General features: G+C 69.2%; 17 protein-coding genes and 2 pseudogenes. 10 read left to right on the plus strand and 9 right to left on the minus strand.

Features of this window, described 5'->3' with window-relative positions; translation table 11 throughout:
- Nucleotides 1-222 precede the first annotated feature (222 nt).
- A complete protein-coding gene (locus AAW14_RS34755) occupies nt 223-1,083 on the minus strand; it encodes a hypothetical protein (protein ID WP_265568437.1) in 861 nt (286 codons plus the stop codon).
- A gap of 326 nt (nt 1,084-1,409) precedes the next feature.
- Here AAW14_RS34755 and AAW14_RS34760 point away from each other — a divergent pair, with 326 nt between their 5' ends.
- The gene (locus tag AAW14_RS34760; protein ID WP_265568438.1) at nt 1,410-3,110 is read left to right on the plus strand and encodes a chitinase; all 1,701 of its coding nucleotides are present in this window, start codon (nt 1,410-1,412) and stop codon (nt 3,108-3,110) included.
- 129 nt (nt 3,111-3,239) lie between these two features.
- Here the strand turns inward: AAW14_RS34760 and AAW14_RS34765 are convergent, their stop codons facing one another.
- A complete protein-coding gene (locus AAW14_RS34765; protein ID WP_265568453.1) occupies nt 3,240-3,491 on the minus strand; it encodes a hypothetical protein in 252 nt (83 codons plus the stop codon).
- 233 nt (nt 3,492-3,724) lie between these two features.
- Here AAW14_RS34765 and AAW14_RS34770 point away from each other — a divergent pair, with 233 nt between their 5' ends.
- From AAW14_RS34770 to AAW14_RS34790, 5 genes and pseudogenes are all read left to right on the plus strand, one after another.
- Entirely contained in the window at nt 3,725-4,294 is a 570-nt protein-coding gene (locus tag AAW14_RS34770) for a hypothetical protein (protein WP_265568439.1), read from the plus strand.
- A complete protein-coding gene (locus AAW14_RS34775) occupies nt 4,291-4,962 on the plus strand; it encodes a hypothetical protein (protein WP_265568440.1) in 672 nt (223 codons plus the stop codon). Before AAW14_RS34770 ends, AAW14_RS34775 begins: the two co-directional genes overlap by 4 nt.
- Nucleotides 4,962-9,731: a putative T7SS-secreted protein gene (locus AAW14_RS34780; protein ID WP_265568441.1), complete on the plus strand. Its 4,770-nt coding sequence runs from the start codon at nt 4,962-4,964 to the stop codon at nt 9,729-9,731. Before AAW14_RS34775 ends, AAW14_RS34780 begins: the two co-directional genes overlap by 1 nt.
- Nucleotides 9,724-10,041, plus strand: coding sequence for a hypothetical protein (locus AAW14_RS34785; RefSeq protein ID WP_265568442.1), 318 nt, complete (start codon nt 9,724-9,726; stop codon nt 10,039-10,041). Before AAW14_RS34780 ends, AAW14_RS34785 begins: the two co-directional genes overlap by 8 nt.
- 29 nt (nt 10,042-10,070) lie before the next feature.
- Nucleotides 10,071-10,334: pseudogene (locus tag AAW14_RS34790) on the plus strand (DUF1266 domain-containing protein); the annotation flags it as partial.
- Here AAW14_RS34790 and AAW14_RS34795 read toward each other — a convergent pair.
- Entirely contained in the window at nt 10,315-10,803 is a 489-nt protein-coding gene (locus tag AAW14_RS34795; protein WP_265568443.1) for an ATP-binding protein, read from the minus strand. The pseudogene AAW14_RS34790 and the gene AAW14_RS34795 overlap by 20 nt on opposite strands.
- On the opposite strand from AAW14_RS34795, the pseudogene AAW14_RS34800 reads away from it, so the two are divergent.
- Together AAW14_RS34800 and AAW14_RS34805 are read left to right on the plus strand one after the other, a co-directional pair.
- Nucleotides 10,778-11,065 (plus strand): annotated as a pseudogene (locus AAW14_RS34800) (Scr1 family TA system antitoxin-like transcriptional regulator); the annotation flags it as partial. The gene AAW14_RS34795 and the pseudogene AAW14_RS34800 sit on opposite strands and share 26 nt — an antisense overlap.
- An 11-nt stretch (nt 11,066-11,076) precedes the next feature.
- Entirely contained in the window at nt 11,077-11,268 is a 192-nt protein-coding gene (locus tag AAW14_RS34805) for a hypothetical protein (protein WP_265568444.1), read from the plus strand.
- Between the two features lie 22 nt (nt 11,269-11,290).
- On the opposite strand, the gene AAW14_RS34810 is transcribed toward AAW14_RS34805, so the two are convergent.
- The 5 genes from AAW14_RS34810 to AAW14_RS34830 all read right to left on the minus strand — a co-directional run bounded on the left by AAW14_RS34810 (nt 11,291) and on the right by AAW14_RS34830 (nt 15,928).
- A complete protein-coding gene (locus tag AAW14_RS34810) occupies nt 11,291-11,884 on the minus strand; it encodes a hypothetical protein (protein ID WP_265568445.1) in 594 nt (197 codons plus the stop codon).
- Between the two features lie 126 nt (nt 11,885-12,010).
- Nucleotides 12,011-13,528 (minus strand): GntP family permease, encoded by a 1,518-nt coding sequence (locus tag AAW14_RS34815; RefSeq protein WP_416223421.1) that lies wholly within the window; start codon nt 13,526-13,528, stop codon nt 12,011-12,013.
- A gap of 140 nt (nt 13,529-13,668) precedes the next feature.
- The gene (locus AAW14_RS34820; protein ID WP_265568447.1) at nt 13,669-14,079 is read right to left on the minus strand and encodes a RidA family protein; all 411 of its coding nucleotides are present in this window, start codon (nt 14,077-14,079) and stop codon (nt 13,669-13,671) included.
- Nucleotides 14,076-14,837 carry an IclR family transcriptional regulator gene (locus AAW14_RS34825; protein WP_265568448.1) on the minus strand — a complete coding sequence of 254 codons (762 nt, stop codon included), beginning with the start codon at nt 14,835-14,837 and terminating at the stop codon, nt 14,076-14,078. The genes AAW14_RS34820 and AAW14_RS34825 overlap by 4 nt, the downstream gene beginning before the upstream one ends.
- Nucleotides 14,834-15,928, minus strand: a complete 1,095-nt coding sequence (locus AAW14_RS34830; protein ID WP_265568449.1) for a sugar kinase — start codon at nt 15,926-15,928, stop codon at nt 14,834-14,836. Before AAW14_RS34830 ends, AAW14_RS34825 begins: the two co-directional genes overlap by 4 nt.
- A gap of 173 nt (nt 15,929-16,101) precedes the next feature.
- Here AAW14_RS34830 and AAW14_RS34835 point away from each other — a divergent pair, with 173 nt between their 5' ends.
- Both AAW14_RS34835 and AAW14_RS34840 read left to right on the plus strand, forming a co-directional pair.
- Entirely contained in the window at nt 16,102-17,379 is a 1,278-nt protein-coding gene (locus tag AAW14_RS34835) for an amino acid deaminase (protein ID WP_265568450.1), read from the plus strand.
- Nucleotides 17,380-17,390: 11 nt separating this feature from the next.
- Nucleotides 17,391-19,007, plus strand: coding sequence for an N-acyl-D-amino-acid deacylase family protein (locus tag AAW14_RS34840; RefSeq protein WP_265568451.1), 1,617 nt, complete (start codon nt 17,391-17,393; stop codon nt 19,005-19,007).
- 24 nt (nt 19,008-19,031) lie between these two features.
- Here the strand turns inward: AAW14_RS34840 and AAW14_RS34845 are convergent, their stop codons facing one another.
- Nucleotides 19,032-19,814: a S1 family peptidase gene (locus AAW14_RS34845; RefSeq protein WP_265568454.1), complete on the minus strand. Its 783-nt coding sequence runs from the start codon at nt 19,812-19,814 to the stop codon at nt 19,032-19,034.
- Nucleotides 19,815-19,868: the final 54 nt, after the last annotated feature.

Below are 19,868 nucleotides of genomic sequence, written 5' to 3' on the forward strand. Positions count from 1 at the left end.
AACCTCGATCGGGGAGCGGGGACGGCGGTCGGGCGGGTCGGGCAGTCGTTCGGCGGGCGGTCGGGCGGGTCGGGCAGTCGTACGGTCGAGCTCCGGAGTTGCGTGCGTGCGGTCGGGCTGTGGAGTTGCGTGCGGTCGGGCTGTGGAATTGTCTGCGGTCGGGCTGTGGAGTTGTGCGTACGGGCTTGCGTGCGTACAGGCTGTCGAGTTGTGCGTACGGGCCTATGTGCCGCCTCGGGGAAGTGCGCGGGCGGTGATGGCCGACTGCGCGTCGGGGGGCGGCGGCAAGGACGCGGAGCAGAACCCGCAGCGGTCACCGATGAGTTCGAGGCCGCACCAGTGGCACACCTCGCGTCGTACGGACGAGACGAGCTGGTAGAGCACGGACACGTCGTGCAGACCCGCCGCGAACTCGACGAGCCGGTTGGTCCCCCACCAGCGCGTGGAGTCCTCCGGCAGGGGCACGGTTGCGACGCCCTGCACACGCCAGGCGGGCGCCAGCGAGGCGGTGACCCAGTCGGAGGGCGGCTGCCCGGCGGCGACGAGCATCCGGGTGCCGAACTCGGGGCCGGACAGGTCCTCATGCCCGGCCCGTACGAGCTGCGGCCGAGGATTGGCGAGTACGGCGAACTGGGCGCTCGGCACCCAGGACTTGGCGTGGGACGTGAGGGAGACGGGGATGCGGTCGAGCCGGGTCACCGAGCCGAGGAGGGCGCCGGCGTAGATGTAATGGGCGAGCAGACGCGCGGACGAGGCGAGTACCCCCGGGCTGAAGTCGCAGACGGACAGCTGGCGTAACTGCTGGGCGAGCAGGGCGAGTCCGAGCGGGGGCAGGTCGACGCCGAGCAGTGCGACGCGGTCGCTCTCCAGAACGGAGCGGACCGTGCGCAGCCGCTGGACAGCCGGGTCGCCGTCGGCACCGGAGTGCAGGGCGATGACGTACCCGTACTGCTCGATGAGCGCGTGCATGCCGTTCAGGGACTGTTCGAGCGTCGGTTGGGGCTGGACGGCGGCGGGCGGAGTCTGCCGGTCGAGCGGCGGGAGCACCAGGTCGGGACTGGTGACGGCTATCGCGATCGGCACGGCTGCACACCACCCCGTTCACTGCGGCGGGGTGGTCGACCACCGCCTCAGTTGGCCCCTGTGACGTCCAATTGCATCGTCCTGCACGAGCACCATATCCACGGCGTGCCCTACTCAACACCGAATCCGGCAGATCATCTCACCGAAGGTGGGAGCTTGATCGACACAGAGTAGGCGCATATGCCCCAACTCGACGCGCGCGCCGGGGTGATGGTGCCGTTGGAGGCCTTGACATGCGGATTGGTCTGGACCAAGTTCATTACCCAGGCGGTGGCCACCGTCCGCCATGCCCTCCTCTCCCCTCTCCCCACACCTCGGAGGCCCAAGTGGACCCCGTACCAGGCACGCCCCGCCGCAGACGGACCCTGGCCGGGGCCGCCGTCGCCGCGCTCGCCCTCTCCCTCCTGGGCGCCGGTCAGGCGGTTGCCGCGGACGTGAACAACGCCAAGAACGCCGGCTTCGAGTCGGGCCTGAGCAACTGGAACTGTTCGGCGGGCAGCGGTACGACGGTGTCGTCACCGGTGCACGGCGGCGCGTCCGCCCTCAAGGCGACGCCCGCGGGCCAGGACTACGCGCAGTGCACCCAGACGGTCGCGGTCCGGCCCAACTCGACGTACACGCTGAGCGCATGGGTCCAGGGCGGGTACACCTACCTGGGTGCGACGGGCACGGGCACGACGGACGTGTCGACGTGGACCCCGGACTCGACGGCGTGGAAGCAGCTGAGCACGACGTTCACCACGGGCTCGTCGACGACGTCCGTGACGGTGTATCTGCACGGCTGGTACGGACAGGCGGCGTACTACGGGGACGATGTGTCGGTGTACGGCCCGGACGGCGGCGGGGGCGGCGACCCGGGCCCGACCGTTCCCGCGGCTCCCACGGGCCTGTCCGTCTCCTCCACCACGTCTTCCTCAGTGTCCCTGTCCTGGAACGCGGTGCCGGGTGCGACGGGCTACGGCGTGTACCGGGACGGCACGAGGACGACGACCACGACCGGCACTTCGACCACGGTGACGGGCCTGACCCCGGCTACGTCGTACTCCTTCCGGGTGACGGCGACGAACGCGGCGGGCGAGTCGGCGAAGTCGGCGTCGGTGACGGCCACGACGGCGGCCTCCGGCGGGGGCGGGGGCGGGTCGCTTCCGAAGCATGCGGTGACCGGCTACTGGCAGAACTTCAACAACGGCGCCACGGTCCAGAAGATCTCGGACGTCCCGTCCCAGTACGACATCATCGCGGTGGCGTTCGCCGACGCCACGAGCACACCGGGCGCGGTGTCCTTCACGCTGGACTCGTCGGGCCTGGGCGGCTACACGGTGGACCAGTTCAAGGCGGACGTCGCCGCAAAGCACGCGGCCGGCAAGAAGGTGATCGTCTCGGTCGGCGGCCAGAACGGCACGGTGTCGGTGAGCGACGCGGCGTCGGCGACGAACTTCGCGAACTCGGTCTACTCGCTGATGCAGACGTACGGGTTCGACGGGGTGGACATCGACCTGGAGAACGGACTGAACGCGACGTACATGTCCCAGGCGCTGCGACAGCTGTCGTCGAAGGCGGGCTCATCATTGATCATCAGCATGGCCCCGCAGACGATCGACATGCAGTCGACGTCGAACGCGTACTTCCAGACGGCGCTGAACGTCAGGGACATCCTGACGGTCGTCAACACCCAGTACTACAACAGCGGTTCCATGCTGGGCTGTGACGGCAAGCTCTACAGCCAGGGCTCGGTGGACTTCCTGACGGCCCTGGCCTGCATCCAGCTGGAGGGCGGCCTCTCCCCGTCCCAGGTGGGCCTTGGCGTCCCGGCCTCCACGAGCGCGGCGGGCAGCGGCTACGTCTCCCCGTCGGTGGTGGACAGCGCCCTGGACTGCCTGACGAAGGCCACGAACTGCGGCTCCTTCAAGCCCTCGAAGACGTACCCGGACCTGCGGGGCGCGATGACGTGGTCCACGAACTGGGACGCGGCCTCGGGCAACGCGTGGTCGGGTGCGGTGGGGCCGCACGTACACGCGCTGCCCTGAGGTGGCGCTTGCGACCCCTCACACGGACGCCCGGACCCACAGGGGTCCGGGCGTCACCCGTCCAACAGGTCGGTGACGTACTCCCGAAGCACCTGTGAGGGCAGTCCCTCGAGGTCGAGCTCGTGCAGTTCAGCGCGAGTGCAGCCGCCGCGCCATCGCGATGTCCCTTTCCAGAGCGCTCAGTCGCACCGGCTCCCTTGAGGCGTCGAGCACAACGGCACGGAACCGGTCTCCCGCCTTCGGCGGCGGAACCTCGCTGTCCCACCAGGACGGGTGCTTCACCTGGTCAATGAATCCGATCCGGCCGTCTGCCTCGACCTGGGCACCGACGAAGCCCACCGCCGTCACAACGACATCGAACTCCTGGTGATCAGCCAACATCGTGATCACTCACCCTAAGCCTGCGCAGAGCGTAGTGCCGTCCCGGCTGTAGTCACGCGCCGGCACCTGACGCCCCTCAGTGTCCCCAAGAAGTCGAGCGGCTCCCGGTAACCAAGCTCGCACGGACGCCAGTTGGCCGACGGACGGCCCGTTGGCGAAACCGGTCCGGTGACCGCTCGCCGCCGGGGTGTCCGCGTTGCGGTCGGCAATGTGCTGATGTGATGATTCCAGGCATGGCTGATCACGGGGGCGACAGCGAGCCGGCAGGACCGATACGCAGATCCCGGCTGTCCGACTACGCAGAGATGGCCGGGCCGGACGTACGGCAGGTACGGGACGTACGGGGAGCTACCCCGCCGCCGACAACCGCGTCAACCTCGCCCTCGCCCTCGCCCTCGCCCGAAGCGCAGGACATCGCCCGGCGCCGACGTGAATTCGCAGCGCTGCTGGGCGAGTTCCGCCGTGCCGCCGTCCTCGTGCCCCTCGACGAGAACGAGGTCCCCCTGACGGGAGATCAGGGCGGAGTCCGGTGGATCTACGCGTTCTCGAACGATTCGGCACTGGCCCGGTTCGCGATCGCGAGGGGTGAGGGCTCGCGCGTCTGGGCCTACCGGCGTGTTCTGGGAGCCCGGTTGCTGGATGCCGCGGTGGTGGCGGTGGGTGTGCCGTGCGGTGTGGCCCTGGATGTCGGGAGCGGTGACGACGGGGTGCTGTTCCCGCCCGTGGCGGGGATCGTGCCGGACTCCGCGGCTGTGTATGCACACGGCGCAGCGGCGACGACGAACCGGGAGGAGCCGCGGTGAGCGGTGACGGGGGCAAGGACATCAAGGCGTCGGGGCTGAAGGAGATCGCACAGGGCATCACGCTGACCCTGGGCGAGCTCAAGGAACTCGGCATGGACAGCCTGGCCGGAGCGGGCCGCGGGTTCTCGGATCTGCAGTTGTCCGGGCTGGAGTTGGGGAACGACGGGTTGGTGTCGGCGTTCAAGTCGTTCTGCGAACGCTGGGAGTGGGGGGTGCGTGCGCTGGTCAACGAGGGCAACTCCTTCGCTCAGGCGGTGCATCTGTCGGCGGGCACGCTGTACGAGACGGACCAGTACGTCGAGGGCGCGCTGAAGGTCGGGGCGAACTCGTTGATGGGCAATCCGTATGCCTCCGAGGACGACATCACGAAGATGAGCTGGGGGGACCTGGCCAGCAACAATGCCCTCGCCCACGCCGACTACAGCCAGAAGTCCTTCGAGGATGCGGCGCACAACAGCGCTCAGGGCTGGAAGGACGCCGCGCGGGATGTGATGACTTCGCACACCCTGGGCCCGATGGGCATCAACCCGGAGAACCTGCACCGTGCCCTCGGGGTGAGTGACCAGCAGTACGGGCAGGCGCTGGATCACGCGCTCGGTCCCTCTCCGGAGGAGCGGGCCAAGGCCGCCGCGGAACAGCAGGCGCGGCAGGGCGGGGGTGCCGGCTGATGGGGATCGGTGACTATCTCAACAAGGCCGCGGGCGGGCTGGAAGACGGCTGGCATGCGGGCGAGAAGCTTCTCGGGGAGGGCATCGACAAGGGTGCCCATGTCATCGGAGAGGGCCTGGATTACGTCGGGGCCCACGACTGGGCCAGGACGGTCGATGACCTGGGCGACAAGTGGGCCTCCGACCTCGGCGCCACACCGGACGAGCAGCAGCTGGGACAGAGCGACGAGGCCACCCATCTGGTCCACGGTGCGCCCGGCAGCATCAGGTCGGCCGCATCCCACCTGAAGCACTTCCACACGGCGTTCGACAAGGTCGGCGAGGGAATGCGGGGGCTGGACTCCTCGCATTGGAAGGGGCAGTCCGCCGACACCTTCCGCGAGAAGTTCGCCATGCACCCACCCAAGTGGCTGCATGCGGCGGACGCCTGCGACAAGGCGGCCAAGGCGCTGGACACGTACGCGGACACGGTCGCGTGGGCGCAGCACCAGGCTCAGCAGGCCATCGACCTGTACAAGAAAGGCAAGGACGCCTCCGACAAGGCGGTGCACGCGTACAACAAGCGCGTGGACGCCTTCAACGCGGCCCTCAAGGAGAACAAGGACCCCGGCCCGCGTCCCGACCCCTTCCAGGACCCGGGCACCGCCGACATCAAGCATGCCCACGAGATCCTCAAAGAGGCCCGTCGCCAGCGCAACGACGCCGCCCGGACGGCGACCGAAGCCGTGCACGCCGCCCTCGCCCATGCGCCCGCCGAGCCGCCGCCGCTGAAGCGGCTCGCGCTGGACGGCCTCGACGGATACCAGGCGTTCAACACCGAGGAGACTCACCTCGTGGGGGGCGTGATCAAGGGCTCAGCGGACCTGGTGAACTTCGTTCGCGGCCTGGACCCGGAGGACCCGTACAACCTCACGCACCCGGCGAAGTTCGCCCAGAACGTCAGCATGACGCTCTCCGGCCTCGTCTCCACGGCCGCCCACCCCGAGCGCACGCTGAAGTCGGCGTGGGACGGCTTCAAGAAGGACCCGGCCGAGGGCCTCGGCCGCCTGATCCCGCAGTTCGTAGGCACGGACGGCCTGGGGCTGGCGGAGGGCGGGTTGCGGGCCGCGGCCAAGGAAGGCCTGGCGGGGGCCGCGGAAAGGGCAGGGGGCCAGGAGGTGAGGGGAGCCGCGGAGAACTCCGCGGCGGACGCCGCCAGGACCCATCCCGGTGAGCACGACAACCCCTCTCCCGGGAACAAGGTCGACAAGGACCCCACGGACCCGGTCGACCTCACCACCGGCAAGATGTACCTGCCGCAGACGGATGTGACACTGCCCGGCGCCCTTCCCCTCGTCTTCAAACGACGTGTGGAGTCGGGATACCACTTCGGCCGCTGGTTCGGCCCGTCCTGGTCCTCGACGATCGACCAGCGCCTGGAGATCGACGCCGAGGGAGTCGTCTTCGTGCAGGAGGACGGCCTCCTCCTCGCCTATCCGCACCCGGCCCCGGGCCTGCCCACCCTGCCCAGCCACGGTCCGCGCTGGCCCCTGGACCGCGAGGACGGCGGCTACACGATCACCGACCCGAGCACGCTCCGAACCTGGCACTTCAGCGACCGGGGCGAGGGCCTGGCGGTCCTGGAACAGATCGACGACCGCAACGGCAACTGGCTCACCTTCGAGTACGACAACGAGGGCGCCCCGCTCGGGATCGTCTCCAGCGCCGGCTACGACGTCCGCATCACGACGGAGGCGGAACGGGTCACGGCCCTCCGTCTGGCGGCGACCGGCCAGGTGCTGATGCGCTACGGCTACAGCGACGGCCACCTGACCGAGGTCATCAACTCCTCAGGTCTGCCGTTGCGTTTCACGTACGACGAGGCAGGCCGGGTCACCTCCTGGACGGACACGAACGACCGCGGCTACACCTACGAGTACGACGACCAGGACCGCTGCACAGCCGAGGGCGGCACGCACGGCCACATGACCCTGCGCCTGTCCTACGACGAGACGGACCCGGACACGGGCCTGCGCGTGACCACCACGACCACCGCCGAAGGCCACACCCGCCGATACGTGGTCGACGACGCCTTTCAGGTGGTCGCCGAAATCGACCCGCTCGGCGCGGTCACCCGCTTCGAACGCGACCGCTACCACCGTCTCCTCTCCCGCACCGACCCCCTGGGACGCCGGACCGCATTCGACCACGACGACGCGGGCAACGTCATCGCGGTGGTGCGCCCGGACGGCCGTGAGGCCAGGGCGGAGTACAACGACCTCGGCCTGCCGACAAAGGTGGTGAACCCGGACGGCACGGTCGTGCGCCAGACGTACGACGACCGCGGCAACCGCACATCGGTGACCACCTCCACGGGCCACACCTCCCGCTTCACCTACAACGAGGCCGGCCACCTGACGTCCGTGACCGACCCGCTCGGCCGCACGACAACGGTCGTATGCGACCGCGCGGGCCTCCCGTTGCAGGTCACCGACCCGCTGGGCTCGGCAACGCGTTACGAACGCGACGCCTTCGGCCGCCCGGTCGCCATCACCGACCCGACGGGAGCCACAACGCACCTGCAGTGGTCGGTCGAGGGCCAACTGACACGCCGCACGGCTCCCGACGGCACCACGGAGTCATGGACCTACGACGGCGAGGGCAACTGCACGAGCCACTCCGACCCGATGGGCGGCGTCTCCCACTTCGAGTACACGCACTTCGACCTGCTGACGGCACGCACGGGCCCGGACGGGGTGCGCTACGAGTTCGAGCACGACATGGAACTGCGGCTGTCGACGGTGACGAACCCGCAGGGCCTGACGTGGACGTACGAATACGACGCTGCCGGACGCCTGGTCACGGAAACCGACTTCGACGATCGCACCCTCAGGTACACATACGACTCGGCCGACCGCTTGACCTCCCGGACGAACGCACTCGGTCAGGTGGTGTCATTCGAACGCGACCTGCTGGGCCGGGTGATCCGCAAGGACGCGGCCGGCCGGGTCACGACGTACGCGTACGACCTGACGGACCAGCTCGCACAGGCGACCGGCCCGGACGGCACGACACTGACGCTGCTGCGGGACCGCTTCGGAATGCTGCGGTCGGAGACGGTCGACGGCCGGACACTGACCTACGCCCACGACGAGTTGGGGCGCCGCACGGGCCGTACAACCCCGACCGGCGCCACGACCACCTGGTCGTACGACGCCGCCGGGCGCCGCACCGGCATGGTGGCTTCCGGTCGTGTCATCGACTCCACCTATGACCCGGTGGGCCGTGAACTCACCCGCAGCATCGGCGAGACGGTCACCCTGGAACAGGCCTTCGACGCGCTGGGACGGCTGACGACCCAGTCGGTGACGGGAGCGGGCGGCCGTTCGGTGCAGCACCGGGACTACACCTACCGCGCCGACGGCAACCTGATCGGCGTAGACGACCAACTGTCCGGCTCCCGCCGCTTCGACCTGGACGCGGCAGGCCGGGTGACGGCGGTACACGCGGCGCACTGGAAGGAGACGTACGCCTACGACGCTGCGGGCAACCAGACCCAGGCATCCTGGCCGACGGACCACCCGGGCCAGGAAGCGGTAGGCGACCGCACCTACACGGGCACCCGCATCACGCGAGCCGGCAAGGTCCGCTACGAACACGACGCCCTCGGCCGCATCACCCTGCGCCAGAAGACACGCCTGTCCCGCAAACCCGACACATGGCGCTACGAGTGGGACGCCGAGGACCGCCTGACCTCGGTGACCACCCCGGACGGCACCCGCTGGCGCTACACCTACGACCCCCTGGGCCGCCGCACCGCCAAGTTCCGCCTGGGCGAGGACGGCGAGACCGTCATGGAGCGGGTGGACTTCACCTGGGACGGCACAACGCTCTGCGAGCAGACCACCACGTCCCCCGCCCTCCCGAACCCGGTCACCCTCACCTGGGACCACCAGGGCCTGCGCCCCATAGCCCAAACCGAACGCATCACCGCAGCAGCCGACGCCTCGCAGGAGGAAATCGACTCCCGCTTCTTCGCCATCGTCACCGACCTGGTGGGCACCCCCACGGAACTGGTCGACGAACAGGGCGACATCGCCTGGCACACCCGCAGCACCCTGTGGGGCGCCACCGCCTGGGCGGCGAACAGCACCACCTACACACCTCTGCGCTTCCCCGGCCAGTACTTCGACCCCGAAACAGGCCTGCACTACAACTACTTCCGCCACTACGACCCCGAAACGGCCCGCTACCTCACTCCCGACCCCCTTGGACTCGCGCCCGCACCCAACCCGGCTGCCTATGTCCATAATCCGTATACATGGGCCGACCCCCTGGGGCTGGCACCAAGTGGATGTCCTGAAGAGGAGCATCTGTTCAGAGGAACCACCAAGGGTTTCAATGCAAGCGAGAATACGCAAATTTCAGGGTTCACGCCAACGTCAACAGACCCTGGCGTGGCAACAGCGTTCGCTCGACACTCAGAACAATTCGGTGAATCCGTTGTTCAGCTCATCCCCCGAAGCGCGCTTGAAGGGGTAGATACCATGCCTGGATACATCCGCGCTGAGGCGGAGGTGGGGGTTAATCTTCCAGCCTCTGAGCTTGGGAACAGGGCCGCCGTAGAGATCCCATCAAGCGTCGCCCACGATATCCTCAAAGACATGGGGATCCACGTACCCCGAATAAAGACATATGAAGGCATCAGCGACGCTCTAGAATGGGATATACCAAAGCTTTCACCTGGGCAGATTAGACACTTTGTCACGGAGGCATACAGGCGTGGATGAGATCGACACGGGAAAACTGCAAATCTACTCTGTGGAAGAGAGGGGGGATGCGACCGCTACATGCATCGTCCGATGCGTGGGCGGCATTGTCCGCACCGGCCAGCAATTCGGCGTCGGTTCGACTTTGAACCCAACTAGAGATCCCTCAGTCATTACCCTCGTCTGGATCAAACGCTATGAGCAGCTAATGGAATTTATTGATCCACCTCACAATGCAAAGGTTCATTTTGTCGGCGCGGGGGCATCCGCACTGGAAAGAGGAGTAACCATTACCGCCATCACGACCAGGCACTTTCCCGAAGGGCAGTAATACGTGTGCCATTCGGGTTGCCGCCCGCCGGGCGCGCCTCGAAAATGGCGCGGTGGGGGCTCGGGGCGCGGTTCGGGACACTGCGGGAGGCCGAGAGCGCCGTCATCCAGGCAGGGCGGTCCGCCGCCCTGTCCTACCGGTCCTGGCAGGACTTCTCCGCCGGCTACATCCTCGGGCGCGCCCTCCACTTCGACGACGAGGAGTTCGGGGAGTGGTACCAGAGCATGGTCGAGGCTCATCGGATCCTGATGTCCGAGCCAGGCAGCCTCTGGCTCAACATTCCCTTCCGGTAACCCCCTCGACGTGCGGTGGGCCGACCGCGCCGTACGCCGCCGCACCCGTCCGTGGCAGCGTCGCCCACATCCGAGTCCCTCCACCTGGATCCCGGGACTCGCCGAAGCCCCAACTGCCGTCGCAGGCCCGGCAGACGCAGGCCAGGAGGCGGAGGGCCGCGCGACGGCGGGTGTCGCAGGCCGCGGCCAGGTTGGGGTGCGTGTGGCGGGGGTGACTGTCGTAGGCGATCACCCTGAGGGTTCGGGCTCGGTAGCGGAGGGAGAGGTAGTAGTCCAGTGACTCCGTGAACTGGCAGACGATTGCGGTCAGTTCGCCGACCGCCTGAAGCGCCGGGTCCAGCATGTCGTCCAGGCCGTGCACCTTCAGGGCCTCCCGTGTCGCCGCTCTCGCCAGCGCCGGGCTGGCCAGGACGGCGGGGAGCGTGAAGCTGTAGGACAGGGTTTCCCAGCTCGAGCATCTGCTCGCCATGTCCGAACATCCGCCCGTGCGACTGATGGTCATCCCGTTCTCCGCCGGTACGTTTCCCGGAGCCGAGCAGACGGTCAACTTCCTGGAAGCGCCGGTGCCGCAACTCGACACCGTCCAGGTCGACAGCTCGCACGGGCCGGAATTCCCGGGCGAAGAAGCGCAGTTGGCCAAGTACCGTGCCCACTTGGATTGGATGGAGCGCATCGCCCTGTCACCCGAAGCGTCGCGCGACTTCGTCCGGAACAATGCCAACAGCCTGTGAGGACAAGCCCGATGGACCACGTCACCTGGGAAGAGCCCTTCTGCGGCGAGGGCAACTCCTGCTTCCGGCTGGGCACCGACAGACAGGGAAACGCCTACATCGCCATGGCCGGGCAGGAGGACCACTGCCTCACCGACACCCGCGAAGCCCTCCGCACTCTCATCCTCGACATCAAGGCGGGCAAGGCCGACCACCTTCTGTGAGTCGGCCTGCCATACGTACCGGTCAGTCTTCGTCCTCCTCCGAGGCTGCCGGTTCCTGCTCTCCGTCCTCGAAGTAGGTGTCCAGCACCTCGTCCAGCCGGGCCTCCCACTCCTGGAAGCGGGCGCGGGAATCGGCCTCGATCTCGATGGGGTACCAGCGGCGCTCCGGCGTGTGCACGGTCACCGTGAACCGCTTCCCGAAGCGCGCGGTCTCCGTCTCCACCGCCCCGATCTCGTCCCAGCGGAACTCACACTCCTGGTCGTCCAGGTGCAGCCGTACGCCCCGGTGGTCGGCGACGATCCTCGCGCGGCGGTCGGAGGCCTCGAAGACGGGGCCGTCGGGAGCCTCCTCCTTCTCGGCGGAGGTCTCTTCGGCGGACGTCTCTTCGGTCGCGGGCTCCCCGCCGACGGCCTCTTCGGCCGAGGGCTCTCCGGCGTCCTCCGCCTCGGCTCCCTCGGCCTCCTCCGCTTCGTCGACGAGGACCGCCTCCTCGGGCTCGGCCGGCTTCGCATCCTCCGGTTCGCCGGACCCCGGGGAGGTGAGCCCGGGGATGAAGGCGGGGTCGATCCCGGCGCCGTCCAGGGGCTGGCTGCTCGTACCTATGCGCTGCTCCACAGCAGGGCAGTATGGTCGAAGATCCTGTGCGGGACACAGTCAGCGCCTGCTTCGTTATACGAATCTCCGCCAGAACCCCGCCAGACCCCGCCAGAACCCCCGTCAGAGAACCTCATCAGAGGCCCGTCAGACGAACACGCTCACCACCGCGGCCACCGCGAACCCGGCCACGGACAGCACCGATTCCAGTACCGTCCAGGTCCGCAGCGTGTCCCGCTCGCTGATCCCGAAGTACTTCGCCACCATCCAGAAGCCGCCGTCGTTGACGTGCGAGGCGAAGATCGAGCCGGCCGAGACGGCCATGATGACCAGGGCGAGAAAGGCCTGCGAGTGGTGGCCCTCCGAAAGCAGGGGCGCCACGATGCCGGCCGTCGTGACGATCGCGACCGTCGCCGAACCCTGGGCCACACGCAGGACGAGCGAGATCAGGTACGACAGCACGATCACCGGCAGACCCACGTCGTGGAAGGTGTCCGAGAGGGCCTGCGCGACGCCGCTGCCCTTGAGGACCGCGCCGAAGACCCCGCCCGCGCCGACCACCAGCAGGATGTTGCCGACCGGCTTCAGGGAGGCGGTGGACACCGTTTCCAGGGATTTGCGGGACCAGCCACGGCGGATGCCGAGCAGGTAGTACGCCAGCAGCAGCGCGATCGTCAGCGCCACGAAGGGGTGGCCGAAGAACTCGATCAACGACCGTCCGGTCGAGGGGTCGAAGGCGATCGACGAGAACGTCGACAGGAGGATGAGGATCAGCGGTGTGCCGATGATGGTGAAGACCGTGGAGAGCGACACCGGCTTCTCCTGCGGGTTCGGGCGGTCCCCCGAGCTCTCGGCTTCGCTCGAGCAGGGCGTATCCCCACCCCGTTGCTTCTCCGCGAGTGCGGCCTTCGCCTCCTCGGCCGCCTCGGCCATGTCCTGCGGTACGGGGATGAAGATCCGCCTGCCGATCCAGGACGACCACGCCCAGGCGGCCAGCACCGCGGGGATTCCGCAGACGATGCCCATCAGGATGACCATGCCGAGGTCGACCTTGAGCAGTCCGGCGGCGGCGACCGGGCCCGGGTGCGGCGGCAGGAAGGCATGCGTCATCGACAGGCCCGCGAGCAGCGGCAGACAGTAGAGCAGCAGCGACTTGCCACCGCGCCGGGCGGCGGCGTACACGATCGGCGCGAGCACAAAGATGCCGACGTCGAAGAAGACCGGGATACCGAAGATCAGGCCCGTCAGGCCCATGGCCAGCGGGGCACGGCGCTCGCCGAAGAGGTGCAGGAGCCGGGAGGCCAGCACCTCGGCCCCGCCGCTGACTTCGAGGACTGCGCCGAGCATCGTGCCCAGGCCGATGATGATGGCGATGTGGCCGAGGGTGCCCCCCATGCCGGACTCGATGAGGGAGACGGCGTCGGAGCGCTGGACCGTGCCGAAGAGTTCGGTGACCGACAGGCCTGCGCCGAGGCCGACGGCTATGGAGACGGCGAGCAGCGCCACGAAGGGCTGGAGTCTCACCTTGATGATCAGGACGAGCAGCAGCGCGATGCCGAGCGCCGCGACCGTGAGCAGTCCGGCGGTGCCGTGGACGAGGGCGAGCAGTCCGCCGGTGTGGGGCGGGGACGATGGTGCGGCGGAGCCCGCGGAAGACAAAGGCATGGGCATGACAGGGGGACCTCGTGCTTCTCGTAATGCCATGGGACTTTCGGGCAGGGGGATCGCGATACGGCGCCGCGGGGAGTGGCGGCGCCGCGCCGTGAAGGCGTGCGAAGGGCGGGAGCGGGTGAGCCGAGGACGTGTCAGTCGAGGACGGCCAGCGCGTCGATCTCGATGAGGAGTCCGGCCGGGAGACCCACGTAGACGGTGGTCCGGGCGGCGGGCGGCCGGGTGAGGCCCTGCTCCTCGAAGTAGGCGTTGTAGATCTCGTTCATCTCTGCGAAGTGGTCCACATCGGTCAGATAGACGCGGATCATCATCACGTCGTCCCAGTCGGCGCCGCCCTCCTCCAGGACCGCCTTGACGTTGGCGAGGGTCTGGAGGGTCTGTTCGCGCAGGGTGGGGCCCGCCGGTGTGGGCGGCCTGCCCTCCTCGGCGGGCAGGAAGCCGACCTGGCCGGCGACCTGGAGGATGTTGCCCTTCCGCACTCCGTGGGAGAACTGGGCGGGCGGTGTGGTGTGGGTCTTCGGGGTCAGGGCGATCTTGTCCGTCATACGGCGTCCTTCGCTGGAGTGTTGCCGGAGTACTCCCGGGTGATGGCGTCCGCGGTACGGCGCACCAGCGGGAGCAGGGTGAGGAGCTCGTCGGCGGTGACGACGACATTGGGGGCCGAGACCGACATGGCCGCGACGACCCGTCCGTCGGCGCCCCGGACGGGGGCGGCGACGCAGTTGATGGACTCCTCGTGGCCGCCGAGGTCGGTGGCCCAGCCCTGTTCGCGCACCGTCGCCAGCTCCTTCAGGAACGCGGCGGCGTTCGGCGTCGAACGGGCCGTGTACAGGGGGTAGTCGAGCTTCTCGGCGACGGCACGGCGCTCGGACTCGGGCAGATCCGCGAGGAGCAGCTTCGCCACGGCCGCGACGGTGATGGCCACCGGCTTTCCGATCCGCGAGTACATGCGTACCGGGTAGCGGCTCTCCACCTTGTCGATGTAGAGGACCTCGTTCTCCTCGTACACGGCGAGATGGACGGTGTGCCCGCACTTCTCGTTGAGGCGGACCAGGTGGGGGTGCGCGATCTCGCGCACGTCGAGGTTCTCGACGGCCTGCTGGGCGAGGGCGAAGAGGCGGGCACCGAGGCGGTAGCGCTGGTCGGACTGGCGGTAGACCAGGCCGTGCTCGTGCAGGGTGCGCAGAAGGCGGAGGGCGGTGGACTTGTGCACGCCGAGCCGGTCGGCGACCTGCCCGAGATCGGCGGGTCCTTCGGCGAGCAGCGGCAGGATGCTCAGTGCCCGGTCGACGGTCTGGCTCATGACGTACGTACCTCCTCCTCGGCCCGCGCGACGGCTTCGGTCCAGCCGGGGCCGAGTCGAAGTGTCTCCCACCGTGCGTCCTCGAGTGCGGCCAGGCGGTCGGCGTGGTCGTGGGCCAAAGGTGTGGCGAGGTCACCGGGGACGGTGAGTGCCGCGGCGGCCACGAGGTGGCCGTGGCGGAGGCGATCACGGACGGAAAGCCCGCGGAGGGTGGCGGAGAGGAAACCGGCGGCGAAGGCGTCCCCGGCACCGACCGGTGCGACGACCGTGACTCGGAGGGAGGGGACGAAGGTGACGGCGTCGGCCGCCGGGCCGGTTCCGTGGGGCAGGGCCGTCCCGGCCGGGGGTTGGTGTTCGAAGACCGTCGCGCCGCGCGCCCCCTGCTTCACCACCAGGACCGGCGGCTGCGGCAGCACCCTCCTGATGGCGGCCGGGCCGCCCGTGACGCCCCACGCCTCCTCCGCCTCGTCCTCCCCCACGAAGACGACATCGGCCCCGCCGGCCAGATCCAGCAGCGCCCGTGGCCCGTCGTCCTGACGCCACAGCCCGGTGCGGTGGTTGACGTCGAAGGAGACGAGCGGCCGGCGGGCGCGGGGAGTCGTCAACTCGCGTACCAGGGCGAGACAGTCATCCGACAGGGCGGCCGTGATCCCGGACAGGTGCAGGACACGGCAGGCGCGCACCGCGTCGAGGTCGATGTTCCCCACCGCCATCGCCGAGGCCGCCGAGCCCGCCCGGTAGTACGCCACCTCGTGAGCGTCGCTCGCCCGGTCCCCCGCCGTGCGGAAGTAGATCCCCGTGGGCCGCCCCGGGTCCCGCTCGACGGCGCTGACGTCGACGCCGTACGAGCCGATCCGCTCGACCAGGTACTCACCGAACCCGTCCGCGCCCACCCGGCTGACCCAGCGCACGGAGTGGCCCGCGGCGGCGAGCACGCAGGCGACGTTCGACTCGGCGCCGCCGATACCCCGCTCGAAGGACGGCACTTCGGCCAGCCTGCCGGGCCCGGACGGCACGAACGTGACCATGGACTCGCCGAGCGCGACGACGTCCACGACGTCCGGGGCGGTGGACAGGCCGTCGGCGGTCACGATGATGGTGACTCCTTGTCGCGATGGGGTGCCCCTGCTCGAGCGGAGTCGAGAGCTTGGGGGAGGGTCACGGCGGCTCCGTTGACCCCGCGTCGACCGGGATGTTAGACAGCAATCAGCGACATACGCAATGACCATTGCACATGTCGCAACGCACTACGTCGGGAGAGTCCATGGACGCCGCCACCGCCGCAGAACGCCTCGCCGCCCTCATGGCGGAGCGCGTCGACCACCGCTTCAAGGGCCTTCCGCCGGACGCCGAGGGCCTCACGCTCGCCGAGCTGGCGGCCGAGCGCCGCAACATCTTCACCGGCGGCTTCACCACTCCGGTCCTCGCCCTGTCCGCCGAGCGACTGCGGCACAACCTCGATCTGATGGAGGCCTACACGGCCCGCCACGGCCTCGCCTTCGCCCCGCACGGCAAGACGTCGATGGCACCCCAGCTCTTCCACCGCCAGATCGAACGCGGCGCGTGGGGCATCACGCTCGCGGGCCCCCACCAGGTGCGCGTGGCACGGCAGTTCGGAGTCCAGCGGATCTTCCTCGCGAACGAGCTGGTCGACCCGGCGGCCCTGCGCTGGATCGCGGCCCAGCTCGCGGCGGACACGGAGTTCCGCTTCATCTGCTACGTCGACTCCGTGCGCGGCGTGGAACTGATGGACACGGCACTGAAGGGAACCGAGCGCCCGGTCGACGTGGTCGTGGAGCTGGCGGCGGGCGAGGGCGCGCGCACCGGCGTCCGTACGGAGACGCAGTGCGCGGCGGTCGCGGACGCGGTGGCGGCGACCGGGACGCTGCGGCTGGTGGGCGTGGCGGGATACGAGGGCGAGGTGCCGCAGGCGGACCCGGAGCGGGTGGACACCTGGCTGCGCCGTCTGACCGCGCTGGCGGCCGGCTTCGACAAAGCGGGCCGGTTCGCCGGTCTCGACGAGATCGTGGTGAGCGCGGGCGGCAGCGCCTGGTTCGACGCGGTGGCGGACGTCTTCGCGCAGCTGCCGCCGCTCTCGCTGCCGGTCCTGAGGCTGCTGCGCTCGGGCGCGTACGTCTCGCACGACGACGGCCACTACCGCAAGCTCACGCCGTTCGCCCGCGTCCCCGAGGAGGGTGCTCTGCATTCCGCGTTCCGGCTGTGGGCGCAGATCGTCTCCCGCCCGTCGGCCGAGCAGGCTTTTGCCAACGCAGGCAAGCGGGACGCGGCCTACGACCTCGACCTGCCCTTCGCCCAGGTCGTGCGCCGGGGCGGTGTCGAGCGCCCCGCGACGGGTATCTCGGTCACCGCCCTGTCGGACCAGCACGCCTGGATCCGTACCACCCCGGAGGCGGACCTGGAGGTCGGCGACTGGCTCGGGCTGGGCCTGTCCCACCCGTGCACGTCCTTCGACAAGTGGCAGCTGATTCCGCTGGCCGAGGCGGACGGCACGGTTGTCGACTACATCCGCACGTTCTTCTAGGAGGCGCCCCCATGGACCTTGCCGACCTCGTCATCCGTGACGCCGACGTCGTCGACGGCAGCGGCGCACCCTCCTACCGCGCCGACGTGGCGATCAAGGACGGCAGGATCGTCTCGATCGTCAAGGAGGCCGCGGCGGCGGGCTGCCAACGCCCGTGCGCCGTACGGGAGCTGGACGCCGAGGGCCTGGCCCTGTCCCCCGGCTTCATCGACATGCACGCCCACAGCGACCTCGCCCTCCTGCGCGACCCCGACCACAGCGCGAAGGCGGCGCAGGGAGTGACGCTCGAAGTCATCGGCCAGGACGGGCTGTCGTACGCCCCGGTCGACGACCGTACTCTCGGCGAGGTGCGCAGCGCGATCACCGGCTGGAACGGGTACGGCGACGACGCCGACTTCACCTGGCGGTCCGTGGGCGAGTATCTGGACCGCCTGGACCAGGGCATCGCGGTCAACGCCGCGTATCTGATCCCGCAGGGCACGGTGCGGATGCTGGCCGTCGGCTGGGAGGACCGGGAGGCGACACCCCGGGAGCTGGACCGGATGCGGCAGCTGGTGGCCGAGGGGATGGAGCAGGGCGCGGTGGGCATGTCCTCCGGACTCACCTACACGCCGGGCATGTACGCCAGGGACGCCGAACTCACCGAGCTGTGCCGGGTGGTGGCCGGGTACGGCGGCTACTACTGCCCCCACCACCGCTCGTACGGGGCGGGGGCCCTGGAGGCGTACGAGGAGATGGTGGCCCTGGCCCGGGACGCCGGCTGCGCGCTCCACCTCGCGCACGCCACCATGAACTTCGGCGCGAACAAGGGCCGGGCCCCCGAGCTGCTGTCGTTGCTCGACGCGGCGCTGGCGGCGGGCGCGGACATCACGCTGGACACCTATCCGTACACCCCGGGCTGTACGACGCTGGCGGCGCTGCTGCCGAGCTGGGCGGGCGAGGGCGGCCCTCAGGAGATGCTCGGACGGCTCATGGACGACGCCGAGGCCGAGCGCATCCGGCACACCATGGAGGTCGTCGGCGCCGACGGCTGCCACGGCGTACCCGTGGAGTGGGACACGATCGAGATCTCGGGCGTGAACGATCCGGGGCTCGCGTGGTACGTCGGCAGGACGGTCCGGGAGTCGGCGGACCTGCGCGGCGAGACACCGTGGGTGACCGCCCGCCGGCTGCTGGTGGAGGACCGGCTGGGCTCGACGATCCTGCAGCACGTGGGGCACGAGGACAACGTTCGGGCGATCATGCGGCACCGCGTCCACACCGGCGGCTCCGACGGCATCCTGCAGGGCGGCAAGCCCCACCCGCGCGCCTATGGCACCTTTCCGCGGTATCTCGGCCGCTATGTGCGGGAGTTGGGGGTGCTGTCGCTGGAGGAGTGCGTCGCCCACCTCACCTCGCGCCCGGCGGCCCGGCTGCGGCTGCCGGACCGCGGTCTGGTACGCGAGGGCTACCGGGCCGACCTGGTTCTGTTCGACCCGGCCACGGTCGCGGCCGGGTCCACGTTCGAGCGGCCGCGCACCCTCCCCACGGGCATTCCGTACGTCCTGGTCGACGGCCGTTTCGTGATCGAGGACGGGCGCAGGACGGACGTGCTGGCGGGGCGGGCGGTCCGCAGGATTCCCGTGTGAGGCGGGATTGCCCGTCCTCGCGTCCTACGGTTTGGGCAGGGTGCACCCGCTCGCGCTCAGGTCGAGCTTGTTGCCGGTCCCGAAGCAGGCGGGTATCTGGTAGGTCTCCTCGGCGTAGTTGATGCCCTGGTGGATGGTCACGTTGCCGCTCGAGTCGACCTCGCACGGGTTGTTCACCGTGCAGGTCTCGCCGTCCTCGTTGCCGGTGTTGTTGACGGCGACGACCTTGCCGGTGGCGTTGTCGATGACGGGCGACCCGGACGTACCGCCGATGGTGTTGCAGGCGGAGGTGTAGCGGACCGAGTCCTTCCAGGTCCAGTCGCCCTCCTTGAGGCGGTAGACGAACCCGTCGATGCTGCAGCTGTAGATCCGCTTCCAGTAGCCGGAGACGACCTTGATCGCGGTACCGGCGACCGGGTGCGTGTCGGCGATGGTGAGCGGGCTGATGCCGTACGAGCTCTTGATCTGCGCGTAGGTGCGGGTGAGCTGATAGATCGTGATGTCCGTGTCGGTCATCGTGGAGTAGGCGACCTTGCTGGCGCGCAGCGTCGCCACCCGGCTGCCCGAGGAGTTGAGCAGACCGAAGGAGCGGCTGGAGGACTGGTCGACGATGACCTCACCGGGCGAAGGGAAGCCGGTCTCCAGGCAGTGGCCGTTGGTGAGCACGAGCGCCGGGTCGGTGTCCGCGGAGTTCGGGAAGCGGATGACGGAGCCGGAGCAGTTGCTGAGCGAGACGGTGCCGGCGAATCCGACGGCCTGGGCAGTCGTCGTCCTGCCCTCCGTGACCGCCTTGGCGGTGCCGGCCACGGTGGTGACGGCCGTGTTGGACGTGTTCGCCGTGTTGGACGTGTTCGCCGTGTT

This window comes from Streptomyces hygroscopicus, assembly GCF_026168105.1.
In the GTDB taxonomy this organism is placed as follows: Bacteria; Actinomycetota; Actinomycetes; order Streptomycetales; family Streptomycetaceae; genus Streptomyces; species Streptomyces hygroscopicus_D.